This is a genomic window from Bosea vaviloviae, assembly GCF_001741865.1.
Classification (GTDB): Bacteria; Pseudomonadota; Alphaproteobacteria; order Rhizobiales; family Beijerinckiaceae; genus Allobosea; species Allobosea vaviloviae.
On the sequence record NZ_CP017147.1, the window covers coordinates 2,516,098 to 2,530,149 of the forward strand.

14 protein-coding genes and 1 riboswitch are annotated in these 14,052 nt (G+C 67.1%); of the genes, 8 read left to right on the forward strand and 6 right to left on the reverse strand.

From position 1 onward, the window contains the following. Nucleotides 1-59 precede the first annotated feature (59 nt). Nucleotides 60-1,040 carry a quinone oxidoreductase family protein gene (locus tag BHK69_RS11730; protein WP_069690257.1) on the reverse strand — a complete coding sequence of 327 codons (981 nt, stop codon included), beginning with the start codon at nucleotides 1,038-1,040 and terminating at the stop codon, nucleotides 60-62. Between the two features lie 109 nt (nucleotides 1,041-1,149). On the opposite strand from BHK69_RS11730, the gene BHK69_RS11735 reads away from it, so the two are divergent. The 6 genes from BHK69_RS11735 to BHK69_RS11760 all read left to right on the forward strand — a co-directional run bounded on the left by BHK69_RS11735 (nucleotide 1,150) and on the right by BHK69_RS11760 (nucleotide 5,141). Next, a complete protein-coding gene (locus BHK69_RS11735) occupies nucleotides 1,150-1,497 on the forward strand; it encodes an ArsR/SmtB family transcription factor (RefSeq protein WP_069690258.1) in 348 nt (115 codons plus the stop codon). Between the two features lie 4 nt (nucleotides 1,498-1,501). Then, nucleotides 1,502-2,218 carry an HAD family hydrolase gene (locus BHK69_RS11740; RefSeq protein ID WP_069690259.1) on the forward strand — a complete coding sequence of 239 codons (717 nt, stop codon included), beginning with the start codon at nucleotides 1,502-1,504 and terminating at the stop codon, nucleotides 2,216-2,218. 404 nt (nucleotides 2,219-2,622) lie between these two features. Then, entirely contained in the window at nucleotides 2,623-2,832 is a 210-nt protein-coding gene (locus BHK69_RS11745) for a cold-shock protein (protein ID WP_069690260.1), read from the forward strand. A 183-nt stretch (nucleotides 2,833-3,015) separates the two neighbouring features. Beyond that, entirely contained in the window at nucleotides 3,016-4,506 is a 1,491-nt protein-coding gene (locus tag BHK69_RS11750; RefSeq protein WP_069690261.1) for a DEAD/DEAH box helicase, read from the forward strand. 83 nt (nucleotides 4,507-4,589) lie between these two features. After that, nucleotides 4,590-4,862, forward strand: coding sequence for a translation initiation factor IF-1 (gene infA / locus BHK69_RS11755; protein ID WP_069690262.1), 273 nt, complete (start codon nucleotides 4,590-4,592; stop codon nucleotides 4,860-4,862). A 9-nt stretch (nucleotides 4,863-4,871) separates the two neighbouring features. After that, nucleotides 4,872-5,141 carry a hypothetical protein gene (locus BHK69_RS11760; RefSeq protein WP_069690263.1) on the forward strand — a complete coding sequence of 90 codons (270 nt, stop codon included), beginning with the start codon at nucleotides 4,872-4,874 and terminating at the stop codon, nucleotides 5,139-5,141. A 576-nt stretch (nucleotides 5,142-5,717) separates the two neighbouring features. Here the strand turns inward: BHK69_RS11760 and BHK69_RS11765 are convergent. After that, nucleotides 5,718-6,326, reverse strand: a complete 609-nt coding sequence (locus tag BHK69_RS11765) for a hypothetical protein (RefSeq protein ID WP_069690264.1) — start codon at nucleotides 6,324-6,326, stop codon at nucleotides 5,718-5,720. A gap of 591 nt (nucleotides 6,327-6,917) precedes the next feature. Further along, entirely contained in the window at nucleotides 6,918-8,222 is a 1,305-nt protein-coding gene (locus BHK69_RS11775; protein WP_244548478.1) for a cell wall hydrolase, read from the reverse strand. A gap of 283 nt (nucleotides 8,223-8,505) precedes the next feature. On the opposite strand from BHK69_RS11775, the gene BHK69_RS11780 reads away from it, so the two are divergent. Both BHK69_RS11780 and acuI read left to right on the forward strand, forming a co-directional pair. Next, nucleotides 8,506-9,738 (forward strand): MFS transporter, encoded by a 1,233-nt coding sequence (locus BHK69_RS11780; protein ID WP_069690266.1) that lies wholly within the window; start codon nucleotides 8,506-8,508, stop codon nucleotides 9,736-9,738. A 159-nt stretch (nucleotides 9,739-9,897) separates the two neighbouring features. After that, nucleotides 9,898-10,884 (forward strand): acrylyl-CoA reductase (NADPH), encoded by a 987-nt coding sequence (gene acuI / locus BHK69_RS11785; RefSeq protein ID WP_069690267.1) that lies wholly within the window; start codon nucleotides 9,898-9,900, stop codon nucleotides 10,882-10,884. A 223-nt stretch (nucleotides 10,885-11,107) separates the two neighbouring features. On the opposite strand, the gene BHK69_RS11790 is transcribed toward acuI, so the two are convergent. The 3 genes from BHK69_RS11790 to BHK69_RS11800 all read right to left on the reverse strand — a co-directional run bounded on the left by BHK69_RS11790 (nucleotide 11,108) and on the right by BHK69_RS11800 (nucleotide 13,911). After that, nucleotides 11,108-11,782, reverse strand: coding sequence for a DJ-1/PfpI family protein (locus BHK69_RS11790; RefSeq protein WP_069690268.1), 675 nt, complete (start codon nucleotides 11,780-11,782; stop codon nucleotides 11,108-11,110). A 21-nt stretch (nucleotides 11,783-11,803) separates the two neighbouring features. After that, nucleotides 11,804-11,884, reverse strand: a riboswitch (ZMP/ZTP riboswitch). Nucleotides 11,885-11,930: 46 nt separating this feature from the next. Continuing rightward, the gene (locus BHK69_RS11795; protein ID WP_069690269.1) at nucleotides 11,931-12,836 is read right to left on the reverse strand and encodes a LysR family transcriptional regulator; all 906 of its coding nucleotides are present in this window, start codon (nucleotides 12,834-12,836) and stop codon (nucleotides 11,931-11,933) included. A 76-nt stretch (nucleotides 12,837-12,912) separates the two neighbouring features. After that, entirely contained in the window at nucleotides 12,913-13,911 is a 999-nt protein-coding gene (locus BHK69_RS11800; RefSeq protein ID WP_083269270.1) for an L-threonylcarbamoyladenylate synthase, read from the reverse strand. Nucleotides 13,912-14,052: the final 141 nt, after the last annotated feature.

Below are 14,052 nucleotides of genomic sequence, written 5' to 3' on the forward strand. Positions count from 1 at the left end.
AATGGAAGGCTGAGAAGAACGCGCGGGGCCGGTTTCGGCCGGCCCCTGTTCCCCGCATTCTACGGCGTGATCAGGATCGCGCCCTTCACGCTGCGGGCCTCCGCTGCCTCATGGACCCTGGCGATCTCGTCCAGGGTGAAGCGCGCGCCGATATCGACCGTCACATGGCCCTTGGCGATGGCGTCGAACAGGTCGGCGGCATTGGCGCGGAAGCTTGCGGCGTCGGCATTATGCGGAAAGATCGAAGGCCGGGTCAGGAACAGGCAGCCCTTCTTGTTGAGCAGATCCGGGTCGATCGCGGGCGCCGCGCCCGAGGCCGCGCCATAGCTGACCACGAGGCCGAAGGGCGCGGCGCAGTCGAGCGACTGCAGCAAGGTGTCCTTGCCGACGGCGTCATAGACCACGCGCGCCTTGCGCCCGCCTGTTGCCGCGAGAAAGGCAGCGGGCCAGGCCGGATCGGTCAGGTCGATGACGGCGCTGCATCCGGCGGCCAGCACCGCTTCGCGCTTCTCCGGCGAGCCGGTCGTGCCGATCACGGTCGCGCCGAGCGCGCTCGCCCAGCGCGACAGGATCTGGCCGACGCCGCCGGCGGCGGAATGGACCAGCAGCAGGTCGCCGGGCTGGACCGCATGGGTCTTGCGCAGCAGGTACTGGGCGGTCAGCCCCTTGAACAGCAGGGTCGCCGCCGCCTCGTCGCTGACCGTGTCGGGCAGCGCGACCAGCTTGTCGGCCGGCACGTTGCGCCGGTCGGCGTAGGCGCCGACGCCGGCATTGATATAGGCGACCCGGTCGCCGGGCTTGATGCCGTTGACGCCGGGACCGAGCGCCTCGACTACGCCCGCCGCCTCGAAGCCGAGGCCCGTCGGCAGCGGCAGCGGATAGATGCCCTTGCGCTGGTAGATGTCGATGAAGTTGAAGCCGATCGCCGTCTGGCGCAGGCGAACCTCGCCTTGGGCCGGCTGCGGCAGCGTCTGCACCTCCACGGACAGGACGTCCGGCGGCCCGAATTCGCTGATGATGGCGGCGCGTCTTGTGGTCATCTGGCGTTGCCTCCAATGATATGAGCGCAATGACGCATGGATTAAGGTATGATGCAAGCCGTACCTTGAGCGAGCCATACCTTGAACAGGATGTGCCTGGAGCGAATTGATGCCTGACGACAGCGGCCATCCCGCGCTGGAGGAAATGGAGATCGGGGCGATCTTCGCCGCGCTCGCCGATCCGATCCGCCGCAAGGTCGTGCTCGCGCTCGCGGCCCGGCCGGATACGATCCGCCATTGCAGCTCCTTCGAGCTGCCGGTGACGAAGGCGACGCGCACGCATCATTTCCGCGTGCTCAGGGAATCGGGGCTGATCCGCCAGGTCGATCTCGGCAACAGCCGCACGAACGCGCTGCGCCTTGCCGAACTGCAGCAGCGCTTTCCCGGGCTGGTCGATCTTTTGATGGCGGAAGCTGCCGCGGCGTCTGGGCTCGTCGCAGCCGAGCCGGTATCGTGAGACCATGCAACGCAGTCTCACCACTATCGGCTTCGATGCCGACGACACGCTCTGGCAGAACGAGCAGTTCTTCAAATTGACCGAGGCGCGCTTCGTCGCATTGCTCGGCGAGCATGGCGAGGCGGCCGAGATTTCCGGCCGGCTGCTCGAGGCGGAGCGCCGCAACCTCGCCTTCTACGGCTTCGGCATCAAGGGCTTCGTGCTCTCGATGATCGAGACCGCGATCGAGGTCACGAAAGGCCAGGCGTCGGCGATGGTCATCGGCGAGATCCTTGCCGCCGGCCGCGAGATGGCGGCCCATCCGGTCGAGACGCTGCCGCATGCGCGCGAGACGCTCGAAGTGCTCGCCGGCGACTACAAGCTCGTGCTGATCACCAAGGGGGATCTCTTCGACCAGGAGCGCAAGCTCGCGCAATCGGGCCTCGGCGACTTCTTCGACGCAATCGAGATCGTCAGCGACAAGACGGTCGCGACCTATCAGCGGATCTTTGCGCGCCATGGCGATGGCGCCGAGCGGGCGATGATGGTCGGCAATTCCTTGAAGTCGGACATTTGGCCGGCGCTTGAGGCCGGGGCCTGGGCGGTGCATGTTCCCCATGATCTGACCTGGGCGCTGGAGCACGCGCAGGAGCCGCAAGGGCAGGCCCGCTACGGCAAGCTCGCCGATCTCGGCGGTTTGGCCGGCTTCATTGCCGAACTCGCGGAAGCTGATCCGCGCTGACGCCGGGTTCTCGCTGCTGCTCGTGGTGTGGCGCTGTCTCTCGCCTTGCTCAGGCTGCTGAAGCGGCCGCTCTCGGCATTGCAGAGGCTCGCTGCGCGCCGGGCTGATCTGGTTGTGGCGGGGTTGGCGGCGGTGCGCGCCAGATCGGGGAGGGGCGGCGATCGTCCCGTGCTCCCGCCCTCCACCCAGAGTTGAGCGCTGGACCCGGCTTGCAAATTATGCTAGCCCAACCCACGTAAGACGAGATGCGGCCGGGTTCTGGCCAATCCTCCGCGCGGGTTTCCCCGGTCGGCGGGCACGATTCAGATCCACCACTCATCGCTACAAGGCCATGGCGAGGCGTCCGCGCGTCGAGCCCTGGGTCTCATCGAATACGCGGATCTGAAACGTAAGGACTACCTTCCATGGATAAGGGCACCGTCAAGTGGTTCAACACCACCAAGGGCTATGGCTTCATCACCCCTGAGAACGGCGGACAGGACATCTTCGTCCACATCAGCGCCGTCGAGCGCGCCGGCCTGCGCGAACTGCAGGAAGGTCAGGTCGTTTCCTACGAGTTGATCGCCGATCGCAAGACCGGCAAGTCCTCGGCCGGCAATCTCTCCGTCGCCTGAGACTGAATACGATACGACCGGGTGGGCGCCTGCGCCCGCCCGGTTTGCAAACGACACCTTCCGGCGCTGTGGCTTAGCGGTTCGCCGGCAGGAAAGAGCCAATACTCATGGCCGGGCGCAATCCGGCGGCACAGCCGATACCCACATGTGCCCCTTGCGCCGCGGCGTCCAGAAAGACTTGTTTTGACACAATTTACCGACCTCGGCCTCGCCGAGCAGCTGCTCAAGGCGCTCGCGGCCGAAGGTTACACCACGCCCACGCCGATTCAGGCGCAGGCGATTCCCCCGATTCTCCAGGGTCGCGACCTCCTCGGCGCCGCGCAGACCGGAACCGGCAAGACGGCTGCCTTCGCGCTGCCGCTGCTGCACCGTCTGCTCAACCAGCCGCGCCGGATGCAGCCGCGCTCGGTGCGCGCGCTGATTCTCTCGCCGACCCGCGAACTCGCGGCGCAGATCGAGACCTCGATCCGTGCCTATGCCAACTTCACCACGGTGAAGTCGACCGTCGTCTTCGGCGGCGTGCCCGTCGGCAAGCAGATCCGCGCGCTCGGCCAGCATGTCGACATCCTCGTCGCGACGCCCGGCCGCCTGCTCGATCTGGTCGATCAGCGTGCCGTCTCGCTGCGTGAGATCGAATATCTCGTCCTCGACGAGGCCGACCAGATGCTTGATCTCGGTTTCATCCACGCGCTGCGTCGGATCGCCACCCTGATCCCGGCCAAGCGCCAGACGCTGCTGTTCTCGGCGACCATGCCCAAGCCGATCCGCGACATCGCGGGCGCCTACCTCACCGATCCCGTCGAGGTTTCGGTCGCGCCCGTCGCGACCACGGCCGAGAAGATCGACCAGCGCGTCATCTTCACCGAGGCCGGCCATAAGCCGGCGCTGCTGGCGAAGACGCTCAGCGTTCCCGAGATGGAGCGCGCCATCGTCTTCACCCGCACCAAGCACGGCGCCGACAAGGTCGTCCGCCAGCTTGAGGTCGCCGGCATCAAGTCGGCCGCGATCCACGGCAACAAGAGCCAGGGCCAGCGCGAGCGGGCTCTCGGCGCTTTCCGTGACGGCGAATTGCGCATCCTGGTCGCGACCGACATCGCCGCGCGCGGTATCGATGTCGACGGCATCAGCCATGTCGTGAACTTCGACCTGCCCAACGTGTCGGAGACCTATGTCCACCGCATCGGCCGCACCGCGCGCGCCGGCGCGTCAGGCGTCGCGATCGCCTTCTGCACGCCGGAAGAGCGCGGCGATCTCGCCGCGATCGAGAAGCTGACCCGCGTCGCCATCACCCCGATCGGCGAGGTTCCTTATTGGGACGGCCGCACGCCGAAGAAGCCGGCCCAGAACCAGGGTCGCGGCGGACGCGGCGGACAGAATGGCGGCGGCGGACGCGACCATGGCCGGCCCTCGGGCCAGCGCCAGGGCGCCAAGCCTGCTCATGCTGTCAAGCCTTCCCATGCGGGCAACGCTGCCCATGCGGGCCAGCGCCAGGAGCCGCGCAGCGATGCGGCGCGGACTGACGCGCCGCGCAATGATCGGCCGCAGCAGCGCAGCGAACAGCCTGCGCAGCGAAAAGACGGTGGTTCCGCCAAGGAAGGGCTTGGCGGCGTCGCGTTCTTGCAGCAAAGAACAGATCAACGACGCACCAACGGCGCCCGGCGACGCGCGAACTGACGCGCAAACAGCCAGAGCAGGGTGGGGGCGGCCTGACGGGCCGCCCATGACCCAGCGCCTACGGGCACACGAAGGACGACAGTATGGCTAAAGAAGAACTGCTCGAATTCGACGGAACGGTGGTCGAAGTGCTGCCCGACGGCAATTATCGGGTGAAGCTCGACAACGAACACGTGATCCTGGCTTATGCGGCCGGCAAGATGAAGAAGAACCGCATCCGCACCATCGCGGGCGACCGCGTTGTGGTCGAGATGTCGCCTTACGATCTTGATCGCGGCCGCATCAACTTCCGCCAGAAGACGGCCGGCCCCGGTCCGGGCGCTCCGCCGCGCAATCAGAACTTCCGTCGGCGCTGACCGGGCACGATGCGCTTCACGCGGGTCGAATTCGTCTTCATCGCTCTCGGCGCGGCGCTCGGCGCCATCGTCGCATTCGCTGCCAAGGCGGGCTGGGTCGGGGCGTCCTCGGCTCTCCCGCCTTTCGTCTTGGTGCTGCTGGGCTTAGGGCTCGCCGAACTCGGCGTCGGTCTTGCGACCAAGAGCTCGCCGGGAAGCTTGATCGGCATGCCCGCGCGCATGCTGGCCTTCGTGGTCGGCGTCGGCGTGCTGGCCCTGCTCAATGGCGGGCTGGGCTGAGCGGGTCGTTAATCCGGGGCTTTGCAGGAGGCGAAGAGCCCGGAACTCATGAACATCGAAGCTATCCAGAAGGCGCTGCGACTGCGGCGCCTTTTTTGCGTTCAGAGATGCCGCCTATGCTCGGAAACACTGCGTCATCCCGGGCGACCGAAGGGCCGAGACCGGAACCCAGAAGAGCAGGTCGCGCAAGCTAGGCGCGGGGAACCCTCTCCCGGGTGGGAGAGGGCAGGGTGAGGGCAGGCCCACGTCAGAGCTCGGATACCTCGCTTAAGCAGCGGACATCGCCAGTTCAACTCTGCACTGTCCGGCCCTCACCCCTACCCCTCTCCCACACGGGAGAGGGGATCCCGCGCCTCTCTTTCTTCGTTTGCAGTCCCGGGTTGGGCGCTCGGGCCTTTGGGTCACCTTGGATGAAGCAGTGTTTCCGAGCCAAGACAGGCTGGCTTGAGCTCCTGCGGATCACCACGCAACGCTCCCGCTCCGGGCATCGTCCGCACAAAAAAAGACCCCGGCCGGGGCCGGGGCTTTGAAGTGGTCTTTTCCGTGATGAAGAGGTCTACCTAGAACCTAAAAAACTCAGTAGCCGGCGCGCTCCCAGCGCTGTGAGCCGGGGCTCACCATGACATTGCGCTGGCGGGTCGCGTATTGCGCGGGCCGCGTCTCATGGACGACCTGCGTCGGCCGCACCATCACCTTGCGCTGGCGCTGGGTGTAGACGGCTGGGATGGTCTCGTAATCGATGGTGGCGGGCGCGACCTCGACGGTGCGCTGCTGGTAGCCATACTGCGCGGGAACCGCGACCCAGCAACCCGTGGTGTTGCCATAGGCGTCGCGGGTCACTTCCCAGCGCTTGCTGGCGGGCGAGATCATCACCTTTTCGGAGACGCTCCAATACTGCGCCGGGCGATGATGCGGGATCTGGCGGGCTGGCTGGATCATCACCGTCTCGGTGACGTAATCATACTGCGCCGGGACGACGCGGGACTGGGTCTGCTCCGGGCGGATTTGATAGCTCTCGCTGAGCGTGTCGTAGACCGGCGCCGTCTGCACGAGATTGTAGCAGGCCGAACCGCGGCAGGAGGGCGCCGGGCGGCAGGAATAGCCGGCGCAATCGCCCGCCTGGGCGGCTTGCGCACCGAGCAGCAGAACTGCGCCGAATGCCGAAGTGACGAAAGCCTTACGCATCTATTCGAACTCACCAGCCCTGCGGCATCACCGTGCCGTTTGTGGGACCAGAAAGCCTGCCCGGCGTGATGAACGCAAGGTAAACGCTCAAACAAGGTAAAATTAACCAAGTCGGGCAGGCCGTCCGCGTTCATGGGTGTTGAAATGGCGTGAAGCGGATCGCTCGAATGCGAAGGAGTTCCGGCTTGCCTGTGGATAGCGCGGGCTCTCGGACCGCGCCGATCCGGGAGCAGAAGTCATGGTCGGGCTTGATCGATGAGCGGATCTCTGTTGCAGGCGAAGGTGAAGCGAAGCAGCGGATGAAGGGCGCGGGGAACCCTTCTCCCGTGTGGGAGAAGGGCAGGGATGAGGGCCTGCCGCCGTTTGCTTAAGCGCGACGGAGCCGCAGCGCCTTCTACTGAAAGGGCACACCCTCACCCCTGCCCCTCTCCCATACGGGAGAGGGGTTCCCCGCGCCTGTCTCATCCGTCTCCGCCCGCTGGAAAGCCTGCAATGAACCGAGCGTTTTCGATCGGGCGCTCGCGGTGAGCCGGACGGTCGTGGGGCAAGCCCGAGACGGACGCCCTGCGATGGATTCCGGGCGAGCAGCCCTCAAGTCTGTCCCGGCCGCAGCTGATAAAAAACGTGCTGGCCGATCGTGTCCATCTTCTTCAGCTTCTTCGCCCAGTAAGGCCTGACGTAATTGGCGTGGTAATGCGTGGAGCCGCCGACCTCGGGCAGATAGGTCGTGCCCTCATAGACCTCGCGGGCGATGCGGACGGCGTCGTGCCAGGGCGCAGGCTCGGTGATGCGCAGCGATTTGCCCTCGCAGGTGAAGGTGAACTGGCAGGCGAGGTAGCGGTTGCTGTTCTGGTAGACCACGCCGCAGACATTGTCGGGATAAAGCCCGCTCTTGACCCGGTTGAGCACGACCTGCGCCACGGCGGCGCGGCCCTCGTTCGATTCCGAGCGCGCCTCGAAATAGACCGCCTCCGCCAGGCAGCGCTGCTGGCGCGCCATGTCCGTGCTGGCGATCAGGCCGGCATAGCTGATCTGCGGGCCGGCATCGCCCTTGCTCTTGGCGCTGGTCGCGCTGCTGGTCGCTGCTGGTGCCTTGGCGACGAGGTTGGGCCGCGTCAGCGCCGCAGGCGGCGCGGGCGTGACCGGCGTGGCGAGTGTCGCGGCATTGTAATGCACAGATGGCGTCGAGGAACTGCTGGCGGTGCGTCCCGGCACGGAGGGGGTCGAGCCGTCGATGCTTTCCAGATGCAATTCGGCCTGGCGCGGCGAGGTGATCAAGCGGTGCTGCGAGCTCGGCGAGGCGTCCGCCATCGCCGGGTCGGTCAGCCCCTCTTCATTCGCCGACGGCTCGAAACCGATCTGCGGCCCGTCGACGGCTTCCGCCGCGCGCTGGGCGTCGAGCGAGAAGCCGCCCGAGATCAGGCGGGGCTGGGTGTCGCCGAAGACGACGCGTTCGAGCTCGCCCGCCGGCAGCGCCGAGAGGCCTGGCCGCAGGCCGGGCAGCGGATCGCCCTTGGCGGTGCGGTCGACTTCGGGGAAGCCCGAGACCGAATGTTTCATGTCGTCGCGCGGCTGGCGCGGATCGATCGCGACGAGCCGTTCGGGATCGTCGAAGGAGAGATGCGCCTGTCGGATCGCCGAGGACAGGGCAAGGCCGGGCAGCCGGAAGGCGCTGCCGGCGACAAGCAGCGAGGGGCCTTCCTCGAGCGCCGAATCGAAAGCGGGCGCGGCACGCTGGATCGATGAATAGGGCAGGGAGTCGGGGCCGTAATTCTGGCCGGCCGAGGCGGTGAAGGAGACAAGAACGCCGGCCGAAAGCGCCCATGGCGCCACCGTGGCCAGGGCCCATTTCACCCCGAGCGAACCGATCCGCCTCGTACGCCTGCGCAAACGCACCTGACCTGCTACTCCACACGACCCCGGAAGACAGCGCGCATTCGCGCCTTGCCGTTATCGCCCCGGTAGGGTTGAGCAGCGGTTAATGAGACCCGCAATGTTCGGATTTTGCCGGTTTGCCTATGATCTTGCCGGCTCGCTTATGCAAGGCTGTGATGCGCAACGCCACGAAAAGGCGTTGTTGCGCCGCGCGGATCGGCGATATCGTGCAACCACACGATCGCCAGAGCGATGCTCTGAACTTTTAGAAGCGCCTGTTCGCAGGGACCGCCGGAGACCGACCATGAGTGCAGCCCCCGCGCGCAGCTACGCTCCGGAGGTCATCGTCGCCGCCGGCTGCCTGATCGCCCTGATCACCTTCGGCCCGCGCGCCAGCGCAGGCCTGTTCCAGATTCCGATGACGCTGGAATTCGGCTGGGGCCGCGACACCTTCAGCATCGCAATCGCGATCCAGAACCTGCTCTGGGGCCTGGGCGCGCCCTTCGCCGGGGCGGTGGCGGACCGTTTCGGCACTGTGCGCGTGCTCTGCTTCGGCGCCGTGCTCTACGCGCTTGGCCTCGTCGTGATGGCCTATGCCGCCACGCCGCTGACCCTGCATCTGGGCGCCGGCGTGCTGATCGGCTTTGGCCTCTCGGCCTGTTCCTTCAATCTCGTGCTTGCCGCCTTCGGTAAGCTCCTGCCGGAATCCTGGCGGCCGATGGCCTTCGGCGCCGGCACGGCTGCGGGCTCCTTCGGCCAGTTCCTGTTCCCGCCGATCGGCAACATCCTGATCGAGCAGATCGGCTGGCATCAGGCGCTCGTCGTCTTCGCCGGCTCGGTTTTGCTGGTGATGCCCTTCGCCTTCATGCTGGCGACGCGCAAGGACGGCGTGACCCAGCCCAGCGCGACCGCGAACCTGCCGGGACAGTCGATCAAGCAGGCGCTGACGGAGGCCTTCAAGCACCGCTCCTATGTCCTGCTCGTGCTCGGCTTCTTCACCTGCGGCTTCCAGCTCGCCTTCATCACCGCCCATATGCCGGCCTATCTCAAGGATGTCGGCATGGCGGCCTGGGTCGGCGGCTGGACGCTGGCCGTGATCGGGCTCGCCAATGCGTTCGGCTCGCTCTGTTCGGGCTGGCTCTCGACGCGCATGCCCAAGCGCCATCTGCTGGCCTGGATCTATCTTGGCCGTTCGGTCGCGATCGCCGCCTTCATCCTGCTGCCGCCGAGCCCCGCGACAGCGCTGGCTTTCGGCGCTGTCATCGGCCTGTTCTGGCTCTCCACCATCCCGCCGACCTCCTCGCTGGTGATGCTGATGTTCGGCACGAAATACATGGCGATGCTCTATGGCTTCGCCTTCTTCTCGCATCAGGTCGGCGGTTTCCTCGGCGTGCTGCTCGGCGGCTTCCTCTATGAGGCGAGCGGCTCCTACCAGATCGTCTGGTGGCTCTCGATCGCGCTCGGCATCGCCTCGGCCCTGATCAACCTGCCGATCATCGAAAAGGCCGTCGAGCGGCCGCTGGCGCAGCCGGCGTGAGATCGGCATTGGCTAAAGGCGCACGGCCGCGGGGCTTGTCTGCGCATGCCGCAACCGTCATTGCGAGGAGCGTAGCGACGAAGCAATCTAGGGGGACGTAGAGCACGCGGCCCCTGGATTGCTTCGCTGCGCTCGCAATGACGTCACCGGAGACGCCGCATGACCACGTTCAAGGCCCTTGTCGCGACCAAGGGCGAGACCGGGCCCAACCTCGCCTTCACCGATTTCGCCGAGAGCGATCTGATGGAGGGCGATGTCACCGTCCGCGTCACCCATTCCACGGTGAACTACAAGGATGGCCTTGCCATCACCGGCAAGGCCCCGGTGGTGCGGCGCTGGCCGATGATCCCCGGCGTCGATTTTTCCGGCCGGGTCGAGACCTCCGACCATCCCGATTTCAAGCCGGGCCACCTCGTCATCCTGAATGGCTGGGGCACGGGCGAGACGCATCTGGGCGCCTATGCCCAGAAGAGCCGGGTGAAGGGCGATTGGCTGGTGCCGCTCCCGGCCGGCATGAACCCGGGTGAGGCGATGGCGATCGGTACCGCCGGCTACACCGCGATGCTCTGCGTGCTGGCGCTGGAGAGGCATGGCCTGAAGCCCGCTGACGGCCCGGTCGTGGTGACGGGGGCTGCTGGCGGCGTCGGCTCGGTCGCGATCGCGCTGCTCGCCAAGGCCGGCTGGCATGTCGTCGCCTCGACCGGCAGGTCCGAGGAGGCGGATTACCTGAAGAGCCTGGGCGCGGCCGAGATCATCGACCGCAACGAACTCTCCGCGCCCGGCCGCCCGCTCGGCAAGGAGCGCTGGATCGCCGGCGTCGATGCGGTCGGCTCGCACACCCTCGCCAATCTGCTGTCGATGACCAGATATGGCGGCGCCATCGCCGCCTGCGGACTGGCCCAGGGCATGGACCTGCCGACATCCGTCATGCCCTTCATCCTGCGCGGCGTCGCTTTGCTCGGCGTCGATTCGGTGATGTGCCCGAAACCGCGCCGGCTCGAGGCCTGGGCCAGGCTCGCGACCGACCTCGACCGCGACGCGCTGGCCAAGATCACCACCACAATCCCGCTTGAGAGCGTGATCGAGACGGGCAAGGCGATCATCGAGGGCAAGGTGCGCGGGCGGGTCGTGGTCGAGGTGGGGTGAGAGCCTAGGTATTAGCCGTCATTGCGAGCACCCGGGTCTTGCCTTCGGCAAGCCCGAGTACAGGCTCCGCGAAGCAATCCAGGGGGGCGTCGAGCTCTGTCGCTCCTGGATTGCTTCGTCGCTTTGCTCCTCGCAATGACGGTGTGGTTCAGGTCAAAACCACCCCCAGAGCATTGCGCGCGCAAGAAACCGGCATCCGCTTTTCTCGTAGCAACGCTCTGGCTCAGCCCAGCGCCGCCGCCGCGCGCCGCGCGATCTCCTCGCGGGCGTTCTGGAACTTGGCGGAGTCCTGCGTCACGGCGGCGATCAATTCTTCGGACGCGCTCGCAGGCGAGCCGCCGGGGAAGGGCGGCTGCGGGTCGTACTCCATCTGGAGCTGGACCTTGCGGGCGCGCTCCTCGCCGAAGATATCGGCCATTAGGCTGAGCGCGAAATCGATGCCCGAGGTCACGCCCGCGCCGGTGACGCGGTTGCGGTCGGCGACGACGCGCTCCGCCACCGGTTCGACGCCGAACAAGGCGAGCTGCGGCAGCGAGAGCCAATGGCATGTGGCGCGGTAGCCCTTGAGCAGGCCGGCTGCCCCCAGGACCAGCGAGCCGGTGCAGACGGAGGTGACATAACGCGCCGATGCGGCCTGCCGGCGCAGGAAGGCGAGCGTCTCCTCATCCTCCATCAGCGCGCCCTGGCCGGGGCCGCCGGGCACGAACAGGATGTCGGCCTGCGGGCAGTCCGCGAAGGTCGTGCTCGGCAGGATCGTCAGGCCGTTGCCATCCCTGACCGGGTCGGCCGTCTTCCAGACCAGATGCAGTTCGAGCTCGCGGAAGCGGGCGAAGACCTCGAAGGGGCCGGTCAGATCGAGCTGGGTCAGGCGGGGATAGAGCAGCATCACGACATGCATGGGGGCGTCTCCGGGAGGGGATGAGAAGGCCCAGGCGCGCGGCAGCGAGGCTCGCGCTCCCCGATGGTGATCCACCTTGCAGCGCCAGTCGCGCGAGCGACGCCAAGTTAAAACGGCCGGCGATCGGGCGCAAACGAAACCGGGCTTCTTACCCCGTCCCCTCGATCAGCCCACGCTTCTTCGCCAGTTCGTTGCCGCAGAAATCCATGAAGGCGCGCACCCGCGGCGCATGCCGGATATCGGGATGGGTCAGGATCCACAGGCCCGTCGAGAATTCCGGGTCGGGCGGCATCAGGCGGACCAGGCCCGGCCGCTGGTCGGCGATGAAGCAGGGCAGGGGGCCGATGCCGAGGCCCTGCTCGACCGCCTCGGTCATGCCCAGCACGGCCGAACTCCTCAGCGCGATCCGCTCGGGCGCGACGCGCTCGCGGACATAGCGGGCGGCCTTGACATAGCCGAGCTGGTCGCCGAGCGCGACCCAGTCGCGCTGGTACAGCACTTTCGGGTCGGCCTGCTCGGCCGGCGTCAGCCCGTCTCCGGTGCGGCCATAGATCGCCCAGTTCAAGGTCGCGAGCCGGCGCCCGACCAGGGTCTCGCCCGGCGAGTCATTGGCGCGGATCGCGATATCGGCATCGCGCTTCGACAGGTTCAGTGTCTGGTTGCCGATGACGACGTCGAGGCGGATCAAGGGATGCGCCTGGCGGAAGGTGGCAAAGATCGGCAGCAGGACGTTGAGATAAAGCGTGTCGGTCGTGGTCACGCGCACTTCGCCGGAGGGCGCGACATCGCGCCCGGCCAGGCGCAGGCCGAAGGCGGTGACGTCCTCATCCATGCGGTTCGCCAGCGCCGCCATCTCGGTGCCGGCGACGGTCGCGACATAGCCGGTCTTGCGGCGCTCGAACAAAGGCAGGCCGAGCTGCTCCTCGATCTGGCCGAGGCGGCGGAAGACCGTGGAATGATTGACGCCGAGCGCGTTCGCCGCGCCCGTCAGCCCGTCATGGTCGGCGATCGCCTTGATCAGGCGGAAATCATCCCAGGCGAGATTGGAGTTCATTGGGTTCCTGCCTCATCGGAACGGGAACCCAAGCCGATATCTTGCAGTATTGCAAGATGATGCTTGCTTGAAAACGTCAGCGCGGCGCGGCGGCGCGCTGCAATCGATCGTTGATCGCCTCGCCCAGACCATGCGGCGGGATCGGTGCGATGGCGATGGTCGCCGGCGCGGCCATGTCGAGCTGGCGCAGATAGCCGAAGAGGTTCGCCGCAGCCTCCATGAGATCGCCCGCCGGGCTGAGATTGAGCTGGAGCGTCGCAGGCGAGAGCGTGACTGGCTCGGGCCCGAAGCCGAGCCAGGCCTCGCCGTCACGCGGCCCTTCCGCATTGAGCCTGACACCGGCTGCGGGGGCATAATGCGAGGCCAGCAGGCCCGGCGAGATCGGCGCGGCGCCGGATTCGCCGGCGAGCACGAGCGAGCGCCCGATCACGCCCTCGATCGCGGCGCTCGGCACGCCGCCGGGGCGCAGCAGGCGCGGCGCGCCATCGAGGCAGGCGACGATCGTCGATTCGACGCCGACCTTGGTCGGGCCGCCATCGAGCACCGCGTCGATGCGCCCGTCGAGATCGGCCAGCACATGCGCCGCGCTGGTGGCGCTGACCCGGCCGGAGCGGTTGGCGGAAGGGGCGGCAATCGGCCGTCCCGCCGCTTGCAGGATCGCCCGCGCGACCGGGTGCGACGGCACGCGCAGCGCCACTGTCGCAAGCCCCGCCCGCGCCAGCTCGCTGACGCTGCAGCCGCTCGAGACCGGTACCACCAGCGTCAACGGCCCCGGCCAGAAAGCGCGCGCCAGCGCCAATGCGTTGGCGTCGAACAGGCCCTGCCGCCGGGCAGCCGCGAGGTCGGGCAGATGCGCGATCAGCGGGTTGAAGCTCGGCCGCTCCTTGGCCGCGTAGATGCCGGCGACCGCCGCGCCGGAGGTTGCGTCCGCCGCCAGCCCGTAGACCGTCTCCGTCGGCAGCGCGACGAGCTTGCCCGCGCGCAGCAGTGCGGCGGCGGTGGCGATGCCGGCCGCGCTGTCGTCCAGCCGCTGCGTGACGCGTTGATCGGGCACGATTGACCTCAGATGGTTTATATATAAACTATATTCGCAACGGGCTGCTGGCGGGAACGCATGACGAAGGTCGCGCGTGGCGTCGGGGATAGTTCCTCGCTAACATCGCGGCAACGTCAAAAGCAGACCCTCATCCGCCGATCAGGCAGGATATGCGGGCTT

What these genes read in the sequence shown, in the direction of transcription:
- BHK69_RS11795 (WP_069690269.1), bottom strand. Translation starts at nt 12,836, where the DNA reads ATGAACTCCAATCTCGCCTGGGATGATTTCCGCCTGATCAAGGCGATC.
- BHK69_RS11730 (WP_069690257.1), bottom strand. Translation starts at nt 1,040, where the DNA reads ATGACCACAAGACGCGCCGCCATCATCAGCGAATTCGGGCCGCCGGAC.
- acuI (WP_069690267.1), top strand. Translation starts at nt 9,898, where the DNA reads ATGACCACGTTCAAGGCCCTTGTCGCGACCAAGGGCGAGACCGGGCCC.
- BHK69_RS11735 (WP_069690258.1), top strand. Translation starts at nt 1,150, where the DNA reads ATGCCTGACGACAGCGGCCATCCCGCGCTGGAGGAAATGGAGATCGGG.
- BHK69_RS11760 (WP_069690263.1), top strand. Translation starts at nt 4,872, where the DNA reads ATGCGCTTCACGCGGGTCGAATTCGTCTTCATCGCTCTCGGCGCGGCG.
- BHK69_RS11790 (WP_069690268.1), bottom strand. Translation starts at nt 11,782, where the DNA reads ATGCATGTCGTGATGCTGCTCTATCCCCGCCTGACCCAGCTCGATCTG.
- BHK69_RS11745 (WP_069690260.1), top strand. Translation starts at nt 2,623, where the DNA reads ATGGATAAGGGCACCGTCAAGTGGTTCAACACCACCAAGGGCTATGGC.
- BHK69_RS11740 (WP_069690259.1), top strand. Translation starts at nt 1,502, where the DNA reads ATGCAACGCAGTCTCACCACTATCGGCTTCGATGCCGACGACACGCTC.
- infA (WP_069690262.1), top strand. Translation starts at nt 4,590, where the DNA reads ATGGCTAAAGAAGAACTGCTCGAATTCGACGGAACGGTGGTCGAAGTG.
- BHK69_RS11765 (WP_069690264.1), bottom strand. Translation starts at nt 6,326, where the DNA reads ATGCGTAAGGCTTTCGTCACTTCGGCATTCGGCGCAGTTCTGCTGCTC.
- BHK69_RS11780 (WP_069690266.1), top strand. Translation starts at nt 8,506, where the DNA reads ATGAGTGCAGCCCCCGCGCGCAGCTACGCTCCGGAGGTCATCGTCGCC.